Annotated in this window: 11 protein-coding genes; 9 read left to right on the top strand and 2 right to left on the bottom strand. The window is 69.1% G+C overall.

Annotated features, from left to right (window positions below):
* Nucleotides 1–38 precede the first annotated feature (38 nt).
* The gene (gene epmA / locus Q0Q47_RS23055) at nucleotides 39–1,097 is read right to left on the bottom strand and encodes an EF-P lysine aminoacylase EpmA (RefSeq protein WP_293865410.1); all 1,059 of its coding nucleotides are present in this window, start codon (nucleotides 1,095–1,097) and stop codon (nucleotides 39–41) included.
* 107 nt (nucleotides 1,098–1,204) lie between these two features.
* On the opposite strand from epmA, the gene efp reads away from it, so the two are divergent.
* Nucleotides 1,205–1,771, top strand: coding sequence for an elongation factor P (efp, locus tag Q0Q47_RS23050; RefSeq protein ID WP_293865407.1), 567 nt, complete (start codon nucleotides 1,205–1,207; stop codon nucleotides 1,769–1,771).
* Nucleotides 1,772–1,939: 168 nt separating this feature from the next.
* Here efp and Q0Q47_RS23045 read toward each other — a convergent pair whose 3' ends face one another.
* Nucleotides 1,940–2,200, bottom strand: coding sequence for a hypothetical protein (locus Q0Q47_RS23045; protein ID WP_293865403.1), 261 nt, complete (start codon nucleotides 2,198–2,200; stop codon nucleotides 1,940–1,942).
* Between the two features lie 240 nt (nucleotides 2,201–2,440).
* Here Q0Q47_RS23045 and Q0Q47_RS23040 point away from each other — a divergent pair, with 240 nt between their 5' ends.
* The 8 genes from Q0Q47_RS23040 to Q0Q47_RS23005 are packed head-to-tail and all read left to right on the top strand — an operon-like array spanning nucleotide 2,441 to nucleotide 9,245.
* Complete coding sequence (locus Q0Q47_RS23040) at nucleotides 2,441–3,007, top strand: TetR/AcrR family transcriptional regulator (protein WP_293865400.1); 567 nt, start codon at nucleotides 2,441–2,443, stop codon at nucleotides 3,005–3,007.
* Complete coding sequence (locus tag Q0Q47_RS23035; RefSeq protein ID WP_293865397.1) at nucleotides 3,004–3,768, top strand: ABC transporter ATP-binding protein; 765 nt, start codon at nucleotides 3,004–3,006, stop codon at nucleotides 3,766–3,768. The genes Q0Q47_RS23040 and Q0Q47_RS23035 overlap by 4 nt, the downstream gene beginning before the upstream one ends.
* Complete coding sequence (locus Q0Q47_RS23030; RefSeq protein ID WP_293865394.1) at nucleotides 3,765–4,487, top strand: ABC transporter ATP-binding protein; 723 nt, start codon at nucleotides 3,765–3,767, stop codon at nucleotides 4,485–4,487. The genes Q0Q47_RS23035 and Q0Q47_RS23030 overlap by 4 nt, the downstream gene beginning before the upstream one ends.
* Nucleotides 4,488–4,512: 25 nt before the next feature.
* Complete coding sequence (locus tag Q0Q47_RS23025; RefSeq protein WP_293865391.1) at nucleotides 4,513–5,718, top strand: ABC transporter substrate-binding protein; 1,206 nt, start codon at nucleotides 4,513–4,515, stop codon at nucleotides 5,716–5,718.
* Nucleotides 5,719–5,724: 6 nt separating this feature from the next.
* On the top strand, nucleotides 5,725–6,594 hold the full coding sequence (locus Q0Q47_RS23020; RefSeq protein ID WP_293865388.1) for a branched-chain amino acid ABC transporter permease: 870 nt from the start codon (nucleotides 5,725–5,727) through the stop codon (nucleotides 6,592–6,594).
* Nucleotides 6,594–7,499, top strand: coding sequence for a branched-chain amino acid ABC transporter permease (locus Q0Q47_RS23015; RefSeq protein WP_293865385.1), 906 nt, complete (start codon nucleotides 6,594–6,596; stop codon nucleotides 7,497–7,499). Before Q0Q47_RS23020 ends, Q0Q47_RS23015 begins: the two co-directional genes overlap by 1 nt.
* Complete coding sequence (locus Q0Q47_RS23010; protein ID WP_293865382.1) at nucleotides 7,496–7,996, top strand: GAF domain-containing protein; 501 nt, start codon at nucleotides 7,496–7,498, stop codon at nucleotides 7,994–7,996. Before Q0Q47_RS23015 ends, Q0Q47_RS23010 begins: the two co-directional genes overlap by 4 nt.
* Before the next feature lie 16 nt (nucleotides 7,997–8,012).
* The gene (locus Q0Q47_RS23005; RefSeq protein ID WP_293865379.1) at nucleotides 8,013–9,245 is read left to right on the top strand and encodes an amidohydrolase family protein; all 1,233 of its coding nucleotides are present in this window, start codon (nucleotides 8,013–8,015) and stop codon (nucleotides 9,243–9,245) included.
* Nucleotides 9,246–9,527 lie beyond the last annotated feature (282 nt).

Here is a 9,527-nt window from a genome sequence, read left to right as displayed (position 1 = left end):
ACGGTTCCGGGAGGGTGTCGGCTGTCGCGGGCTTCCTCTCACGAAACCGCAACCGGCGTCCACATCACCTGCTCGATCCGGTGCGCGCCCGTCGCCAGCATCACGAGCCGATCGAGGCCGAGCGCGATGCCGCTGGCCGGGGGCATCGCGGCGAGCGCCGCGAGGAAATCCTCGTCGATGGGATAGCGCTCCCCGTAGACACGCTGCTTCTCGTCCATCTCGGCACCGAACCGTCGGCGCTGCTCCGCGGCGTCGGTGAGTTCGCCGAAGCCGTTGGCGAGCTCCACGCCGCAGGCATAGAGCTCGAAGCGTTCGGCCACGCGCGGGTCGTGCGCCGCGGGGCGGGCGAGGGCGGCCTCGCTCACCGGGTATTCGCACAGGATCGTCGGGCGGCCGAAGCCCAGGCGCGGCTCCACCCTCTCCACCAGCACGCGGCTGAAGATATCGGCCCAGGAATCGTCCGCCGCGCTTCGAATGCCGGCCGCGGTGGCCGCCGCGGCCAGGGCGGCGCGATCCGTGGCGCCGTCCGGGGCGACGGTGGCCAGGAGATCGATGCCCGCGAAATCGCGGAACGCTCCGGCCAGCGTGACACGGTCCGGCTCCTGCCGCGGATCGCAAGTACCATTCCGAAAGACGAATGCATCGACGCCCGTCGTGTCGGCGGCCATCTGCAGCAGGGCGGCGCAGTCCTGCATGAGAATCTCGTAGGGGGCGTGCGCCCGGTACCATTCGAGCATGGTGAACTCGGGGTGATGCAGCGGGCCGCGCTCCCGGTTCCGGTAGACCCGTGCCAGCGCGAAGATGCGGCTTTCCCCCGCCGCCAGCAGCTTCTTGCACGCGAATTCGGGCGAGGTGTGAAGGTACAGCGGCGACGACGAGCCGTCCGGCGCGAGCGCCGACGTGGAAAAGGCGTGCAGATGCGCCTCGTTCCCCGGGGAGACCTGCAGGGCGGCCGCGTCCACCTCGACGAAGTCCCGGTCCGCGAACCAGGCCCGCAGGCCGGCGACGATCCGGTTGCGAGCCATGAGGAACGGGCGCCGATCCGCATGGACGGACGGCGTCCACCACGGAGACGGCGTGAGCGAGGGGCTGGTCATTTTCCACATTCCGTGCTGAAAGGCTGCAACCTCGGCCCAGGGTGCCGCTGCGCCGACGGCGGCGCGCAGTCCCGGCCGCTTGCCATTCGCTTCAGAGGGTCACCGCCGTGAAGGTCATCGCCAGCTCGCTCCGCAAGGGCAACATCGTCGAACAGGACGGCAAGCTCTACGTCATTATCAGCGCCGAGAACATTCATCCCGGCAAGGGCACGCCGGTGACCCAGCTCGACATGCGCCGCATCAGCGATGGCGTGAAGGTTTCGGAGCGCTACCGGACGACCGAGCAGGTCGAGCGCGCCTTCGTCGAGGATCGGGACTTCAACTTCCTGTACAGTGACGGCGAAGGCTATCACTTCATGAACAACGAGACCTACGACCAGATCGTGGTCCCGACCGACGTCCTCGGCAACATGTCGGTGTGGCTGCAGGAAGGCATGACCTGCGTCGTGAGCATGCACGAAGGCGTGCCGGTGGCCATCGAGCTGCCGCAGCGCGTGGTGCTCGAGATCACCGAGACCGAGCCGGTCACGAAGGGCCAGACGGCCTCCTCGTCCTACAAGCCCGCGATCCTGTCCAACGGCGCCCGCACCGCGGTGCCGCCGCATGTCACCGCCGGCACGCGAGTCGTGATCATGACCGAGGACGGTTCCTACGTGGAACGCGCCAAGGACTGATCAGCCCCCAACCGGGCCGACGTCTTTTCTTGAAAGCCGCCCGACTTCGGGCGGCTTTTCTGTTCTAAGGGAAGGTTGTCCACAGGACTGGACACACAACGTCGTTTGGATTTGCAAACGCCAAGAACTGAAACGACACTTTACGAACGACAGAAATGTGTCGGGAGCTCATTCGTTCGGGGGAACGCCGTGCTCGTGTCGCTTGACCTTGGTGACGTTGCGGTTGTCGTGGCTGAACTCCAGGCCGCACGCCGCGAACATCTCGAACAGGCCGATGCCACGGACGACCCGGGCACCGCCGCACGCTTTCGCGCCGCCGCCGATCGCTTCGCCCGGATCGCCGACACCCTGGCCGGGACGGTGCACCAGTGGCACGAATTCGGCCGCAGCCACCGCACGTTGACCGATCTCTCCCTCGTCGACGTCCATCTCTGAGGCTTGACGCGCGTGTCGTCGCCCGGACGCGGTGACAGGGCCGCGTCCGCCAGGCTTGCTAGGACCTTAACAAAAACAGGATTGACTGTTTGTAAGTGATGCCACACCTTTCGGCATGGATCCGGCTGGTGCCGGCCCCCTTGGCCTTGGAGCGCGGCGCCGGTGGCGGACAGTGAAGGGGTGTCGCGTCGCAGGACGCAGAGACAACGCTCCGAGGAGACCTCCCGGCGGCTCATGGAAGCCACCGTAGACCTCCTGCACGACCGCGGCTTCTGGCGCATGTCGACCCCCGACATCGCCGCCCATGCCGGGGTTTCGCGGGGTGCCCTGACCCATCACTTCGAAAGCCGCGAGGAGATCATCGTCCGCTCGGTGCAGGACATGCTCGAGAAGGTCACCGCCGGACTGCATCGCTTCGCGCACGACTTCGCCGAGCGGGAGGGCACCAGCGACGAGATCGTCGACTACCTGTGGGACGTGCTGGCGGATCGCCTCTTCTACGTCACGCTCGAGTATCTTCCCGAGGCGCGGCACAACGCCGACTTCCGGGCGCGGCTGATCCCCGTCGTGCGCGAGTTCCACGCCGGGCTGGATGCGGTGTGGTCGGTGCTGGCCCGCCGCAACCGCGTCGAGCCGGAGCATGCCCGCATCATCCTGAACGCCACGATGTGCCTGTTCCGCGGCATGATCGCCCAGACCGTGCTGCGTGACGATCCGCCCTACTACGCCGCGCTCCGCGACTTCTGGAAAGGCCAGGTCCGGCAGCATTTCCCCGCCTCCGCCAGGGCGGTGCCGGCATGACGGCGACGCTCGCCCTGGAAGACCTGCGCCTCGGCTTCTACGGCGTCGAGGTCCTGCGCGGCGTGTCGCTGCAGATCGCCGCGGGCAGCCTGACGGGCCTCATCGGCCCGAACGGGGCCGGCAAGTCGACCCTCTTCAACGCGGTGACCGGGCTATACAGGCCCACCGGGGGCAGTATCCGGTTCGATGGCGCCGACGTGACGGGCGCGACGCCCGACCGTCTGGTCCGCGCAGGCCTGGTCCGGACCTTCCAGCTGGCCCGCGGCTTCCCGAAACTGTCCGTCTTCCAGCACCTCATGCTCTACGGCCGCAGCCAGCCCGGCGAGGGCCTGGTCGCCGGCATCCTGGGAAGCCGCGCCGCGCGGGAGCGGGAGGAGGTGCTCGGCGAACGCGCCCTGGCCATCGCCCGCCGGCTGCGCCTCGACCATGTCCTGGACAACCCGGTGGTGGCGCTGTCCGGCGGCCAGAAGAAGCTCGTCGAGATCGGGCGGGCGCTGATGACCGAGCCCCGGCTCATCCTGCTGGACGAGCCCATGGCCGGGGTGAATCCCACCCTCGCCGAGGAAATCGCCGGCCATCTCATGGGTCTGCACGCCGACGGCATCACGATCTGCCTGATCGAGCACGACATGGGCCTGATCCGGCGGCTGTGCGACCCCGTCATCGTCCTCGCCGAAGGACGGCGGCTGGTCCAGGGCAGCTTCGAGGAGGTGGTCGCCGACGGCCGCGTCCAGGAAGCCTATCTGGGGAGGCGCCAATGACGGCCTCCGGCGAGCGGATCTTGCACGCGACGGGTCTCGTCGCAGGCTACGGCGCGGCCGAGGAGATCCTCAAGGGCGTCGAGATCGCCGTCGGCGCCGGCGAGATCGTCACCGTCATCGGACCGAACGGGGCCGGCAAGTCCACGCTGCTCAAGGTCGTGGCCGGCCTGGTCCCCGCCCGCAAGGGCACCATCACCCTGCTGGGCGCGGACGTGACCCGGCAGGGCGCCATCCAGCGGGCGCGCAGCGGGATTGCTTTCGTCCCGCAGGAGAAGAACGTGTTCGGCACCATGACGGTCGCCGAGAACCTGCAGATCAGCGCCTTCGCCGACCCGTCGGGCGCCCGGCAACGCGCCGAAGCCCTCTACGAGCGCTACCCCGTCCTGGCGGCCCGCCACGGCGCCCTCGCCCGCACGCTGTCGGGCGGCCAGCGCCAGATGCTGGCCATGGCCATGGGCCTGATGGGCGAGCCCAGGCTGATCCTGCTCGACGAGCCCACGGCGGGGCTGTCGCCCAAGGCCGCGGACGAGCTCTTCGAGGCGGTGGTGGCGCTGAACCGGTCCGGGCTTCCGGTCCTGATGGTCGAACAACATGCGGTGGAGGCGCTCGCCGTCTCCCACCGCGGCTATGTCCTCGTCGCCGGACGAAACGGGGTCGAGGGGGAGGGTCCGAAGCTCGCTTCGGACATGGACGTGCGCCGCCTGTTCCTGGGCGGCTGAGGGGAAACGAGGAACGGAGTTTTCGATGTCATTGACGAACCTGAACCGGCGCCACCTGCTCGCGGGCAGCGCCGCCATCGCGGGCCTCGGCCTTCTGCCGCGCACCGCCTTCGCCCAGGGCGCGCCGATCAAGATCGGCACGCTCACGCCGCTCACCGGCTCGGGCGGCCCCTACGGCCCCGTGATGGTGAAGGCCGTGAAGGCCGTCGCCGACGAGGTCAACGCCGCCGGCGGCGTTCTCGGCCGCAAGGTCGAGATCGTCTCGGAAGACGACCAGACGAACCCGGATGCCGGCGTCCGCGCCGCGCGCAAGCTGATCGACGTCGACAAGGTGTCGGCCATCGTCGGCACCTGGGCCTCGGCCGTGACCACCGCGGTCGCACCGCTGTGCTGGGACTCCAAGACCTTCCTGGCGACGGTCTCCGGCGCGGATTCGATCACGCTGCTGCCGCACCAGGGCTATCTCGTCCGCACGCAGCCGAACACGACCCTCCAGGGCCGCAAGTTCGGCGAGTTCGCCGTGGAGCAGGGCGGCAAGAAGGTGTTCTTCCTGACGCCGCAGACTCCGTTCGCCAAGAGCCAGTTCGACAACATCACCGCCGCGGTCGAGAAGGCCGGCGGCAAGACCGGCACGCTGATCTACGACGACAAGAAGCCGGCCTACCGCACCGAGATCGACGAGGCGCTGCGCTTCGACCCGGACACCGTCATCCTCGGCGGCTACACCGCCGACACCAGCGTCATGGTCAAGGACCTGTTCCGCGCCGGATTCAAGGGCAGGAAGATCGCCTTCGCCTATTCGGTGAACCAGCAGATGCTGACCGGCATCCAGCCTGAAGTCGTCGAGGACATCTTCACCATCGCGCCGTCGACGGCCGAAGGCTCCAAGGCATATGAGCGCCTGGCCAAGCTCATCGGCGTGGCGAGCCTCGATCCCTACACCTGCCAGGTCTACGACCAGATCAACCTGATCCTGATGGCGATCGCCATCGGCGGCTCCGACACCGGCACGGCGATCAAGGACAACATCCGCAAGGTCGCCCAGGCGGCCGGCGGAGCCAAGGTCGACAATGCGCTGGACGGTCTCAAGGCGATCGCGGCCAAGCAGCCGGTCGACTACGACGGCGCCAGCGGCCCCTGCGACTTCACGGACATCGGCGACATCTCCGACGCCAAGTTCCGCTACGAGCAGGTGAAGGGCGGCAAGCTCTCCCTCGTGAAGATCGCCTGATCCGCGATGTCCGCGACGGCGATCCTCCAGGCGCTGCTCAACGGGCTGATGACCGGCACGCTTCTGGCCGTGCCGGCCGTCGGCTTCACCGCGATTTTCGCGGTGCTGCGCTTTCCGAATTTCGCCGTCGCGGCCTACGCCACCATCGGCGCCTTCGCCGCCTGGTGGGTGAACACCCGCTTCGGGCTGCCCATCATTCCGGCCCTGGCGGTCGCCTTCCTGGCGGCCGGCCTGGCCGGGGCGGTGGCCGAGAAGCTGGCTCTCGATGCCCTGCGTCCGGCCGGCGCGCTCACGGTGGCCATCGCCTCCATCGCGCTGAACCTCGTCCTCGAGAACGTGGTGCGCTTCGCCTTCGGCAACGATCTGCGCGGCTTCGACCTGCCCATCGTGGCCGACCTGCGCTTCGCCGGCCTGCGCGTCGGGCCGCAGCAGATCCAGAGCCTCGTGCTGGCGCTGGCCATCATGGCGGCACTGTTCGCCTTCCTGCGCTGGACGCGCTTCGGGCGCGCCATGCGGGCCGTCGCCGACAACGCCGACCTCGCTCGCCTCAAGGCCATCGATCCGGCCCTCGTGGCCACCGTGACCATCTTTCTGGGCGCCGGCCTGTCGGGGGTCGGCGGCGTGCTGATCGGGCTCGACACCTCGATCGACCCCCTCACCGGCTACCGCGTCCTGCTCGCGGTCTTCGCCTCCGCCGTGCTGGGCGGACTGGGCTCGATCCCGGGAGCCGTCGCCGGCGCGCTCATGCTGGGCATCTCCGAGGAGCTCGCCCTGCTCGTGTTTCCGGCCACCTACCGCTCGGCGGTCGGCTTCGCCGCGATCCTCCTGATGCTGACCTTCCGGCCCCGCGGCCTCCTGGGCGAAAGGGCCGCCTGATGCTGTCCTACCTCGTCTTCACCCTCACCATCGGCGGGCTCTACGCCCTGCTCGCGCTCAGCCTCAACCTGATCTGGGGCGGGGTCGGGATGGTCAATCTGGGGCTCGCCGGGTTCTTCGGCCTCGGGGCCTACGCCACCGCGATCGCGACGGGCGCCGGCGCCCCCCTCGTGGTGGGGCTGGCGGCCGCCCTCCTGGTGGGCGTCGCGGCGGGCGGCCTCGTCACCTTCGCGACGCTGAGGCTGCGGGACGACTACCTGGCCATCGTGACGCTCGGCTTTGCCGAGGTGGTGCGCCTGGTCGCCCTGAACGAGCGCTGGCTGACAAAGGGCTCCGACGGAATCTCGGGCATCAGGGCGCCGTTCAAGGCGGAGCTCGGAACTGCCGGCTTCGCCTGGTTCTACCTCGCCTTCGTCACGGCCATCGTCATCGCGGTCTGGCTGCTGATGCGCCGCCTGGACCGCGCGCCGATCGGCCGCGCCATGAAGGCCGTGCGCGAGGACCAGGAGCTGGCCCGCTTCGCCGGGAAGGACGTCCTGCGGCTCAAGTTCCAGGCCTTTGCCGTCTCGGCCGCCATTGCCGGCCTGTCCGGCGCCCTTTACGCCCATTTCCAGTCCTACGTCGCGCCGGACCACATCCAGCCGCTGATCACCATCTACATCTTCCTCGCCGTGACCGCCGGCGGCGTCGGCCGGCCGGCCGGCGCGGTGCTGGGAGCCTATGCCGTCGTGATCTTCCTGGAGGGCACGCGCTTCGCGGCCGAGATCGTGCCGGGGCTGCAGCCGGTGCAGCTGGCGGCGTTGCGCGAGATCATGGTCGGGATGGCGCTGATTCTCATCCTGCGCCTGAAGCCGCAGGGCGTGCTGCCCGAACGCAATCCACCAGCCCCGAGGCCTGCCGCATGACGTCCTCTTCCCACGAACCGCTCGCCACCCTCGCCGCCCTGCTGGCGCAGCCGGGCCAGCCGGACACGCTCTTCAAGGCCGTGGACGAGGCGACGAAGACGCTCGTCGGCCACCGTCTGTTCACGCTTCTCTACGTGGACGGCCAGGAGGTCGCGCGCATCTACTCCAACCGCCCCGCGGAATACCCCGTGTCCGGGCGCAAGCCCATGGGGCCGACCCCCTGGGGGGCGCATGTCCTGCAGGGCCGGCAGCCCTATCTCGGCCGCGACGTGGCCGGCATCCGGTGGGCCTTCTTCGACGCACCCCTCATCGAGAGCATGGGCCTCGGCTCGGTCATCAACGTCCCGGTGCTCTACGACGGCCAGACCATCGGCACGATGAACCTGCTCGACGTCGAGTATCACTACCGCGAGGAGCACGTGGCGCCGGTCGTCCGCCTGGCGCCGCTCCTCGTGCCCGCCTTCCTCGCCGCCCGTTTCGCCGCCCGCGCCGCCTGAGCATCGGAGACCTGCCGTGACCCTGACCCTCTTCGCCAACGCCCGCATCGTCGACGGCACCAGCGCACACCGACCCGACCCCGTGGACGTCCTCGTCGAGGACGGGACCATCCGCGAAGTCGGCAGGATCACGTCGGAGAAGGCGAAGCGGATCGACCTCGCCGGTCGCACCCTGATGCCCGGCCTGATCGACGCGCACGTGCACGTGGTGGCGGCCACCGCCGATCTCGGCCGCAACGCCATGCTGCCCGACAGCCTCGTCACCATCCGCTCGCTGGCCATCATGAAGGCCATGCTGATGCGCGGCTTCACCACGGTGCGCGACGTCGGGGGCTGCGACCAGGGCCTGCGCGTCGGCGCGGCCGAGTGCGAGATCCCGACACCGCGGCTCGTCATCTCGGGCAAGGCGCTGAGCCAGACCGGAGGCCATTGCGACTTCCGCGGCCGCTACGACGACCGTATGCCGCCGCAGCGCTCCTTCCGCCTCGGCGCGCTCGGCCGGATCGTCGACGGGGTCGACGAGATCCGCCGCGGCGCACGCGAGGAGATCAAGGGCGGCGCCGACTTCATCAAGATCATGGCCAACGGCGGCGTCGCCTCCCCGACGGACCCGATCCACTTCCTCGGCTTCTCCCGCTCCGAGCTCGACGCGGTGGTCGAGGAAGCGCGCATGGCCGGCACCTACGTCTCGGCGCACCTCTACACCGACGAGGCCATCCGGCGCTGCGTCGAGGCCGGCGTCCACTCCCTCGAGCACTGCAACCTGATCAAGCCCGACACCGCGAAGCTCGCGGCCTCCAAGGGCGCGGTCGCCGTGCCGACGCTGGTCACCTACGACAAGCTCGCCTCGGAGGGCGCCAGCCTCGGCTTCCCGGCGACGTCCGTCGCCAAGATCGACACGGTGCGGCTCGCGGGCCTGGAGTCGCTGTCGATCATGCGGGAGGCAGGCCTCACCATGGCCTACGGCTCCGACCTGCTGGGTGAAATGCACCGCCACCAGTCTGAGGAGTTCGTGATCCGCGGCCGCGTCCTGCCGGCCCACGAGGTCATCGCCTCGGCCACCCACGTGGCCGCGACGCTTCTGAACCTGTCGGGCAAGGCCGGCACCGTCGCCCCGGGCGCCTTCGCCGACCTGATCGTGGTCGACGGCGACCCGCTGGCCGACCTGTCGCTGCTGACGAAGCAGGGCCGGCACATGCCCATCATCATGAAGGACGGCGCCTTCGTGAAGCGCACCCGGCTGGATTGACGGCACTGAAGTCCCTGACGTCACAAAGATCCTCGTCCTGAGCAGGCTGCGCAGCAGGCGTGTCGAAGGACGCACAATGGCGCCGCCGCGGCACCGTGCGTCCTTCGACACGCGGCCTTTGGCCGCTGCTCAGGATGAGGACGTCGGGGGCTGAAAAGATGCCATCGAACGCAGATGTCGAGCTGCAAAAAAAATCCGCGCGCCATCCCTCTTGAACGGAAAAAAGGGCGCACCTAACTCATCCGCCGGACGGCTGCGCCCGAGGCTCGATGGGCCGGGTAC

It is taken from the genome of uncultured Alsobacter sp. (assembly GCF_945952055.1).
GTDB lineage: Bacteria > Pseudomonadota > Alphaproteobacteria > Rhizobiales > Beijerinckiaceae > Alsobacter.
The sequence above is the reverse complement of the archived record's forward strand: the minus strand, read 5'-3'. Positions and strand labels throughout refer to the sequence as shown.

Coding starts and splice junctions, on each gene's coding strand:
- Q0Q47_RS23025 (WP_293865391.1), top strand. CDS start 4,513: ATGTCATTGACGAACCTGAACCGGCGCCACCTGCTCGCGGGCAGCGCC.
- Q0Q47_RS23045 (WP_293865403.1), bottom strand. CDS start 2,200: ATGGACGTCGACGAGGGAGAGATCGGTCAACGTGCGGTGGCTGCGGCC.
- Q0Q47_RS23020 (WP_293865388.1), top strand. CDS start 5,725: ATGTCCGCGACGGCGATCCTCCAGGCGCTGCTCAACGGGCTGATGACC.
- epmA (WP_293865410.1), bottom strand. CDS start 1,097: ATGACCAGCCCCTCGCTCACGCCGTCTCCGTGGTGGACGCCGTCCGTC.
- Q0Q47_RS23035 (WP_293865397.1), top strand. CDS start 3,004: ATGACGGCGACGCTCGCCCTGGAAGACCTGCGCCTCGGCTTCTACGGC.
- Q0Q47_RS23010 (WP_293865382.1), top strand. CDS start 7,496: ATGACGTCCTCTTCCCACGAACCGCTCGCCACCCTCGCCGCCCTGCTG.
- Q0Q47_RS23015 (WP_293865385.1), top strand. CDS start 6,594: ATGCTGTCCTACCTCGTCTTCACCCTCACCATCGGCGGGCTCTACGCC.
- Q0Q47_RS23040 (WP_293865400.1), top strand. CDS start 2,441: ATGGAAGCCACCGTAGACCTCCTGCACGACCGCGGCTTCTGGCGCATG.
- Q0Q47_RS23030 (WP_293865394.1), top strand. CDS start 3,765: ATGACGGCCTCCGGCGAGCGGATCTTGCACGCGACGGGTCTCGTCGCA.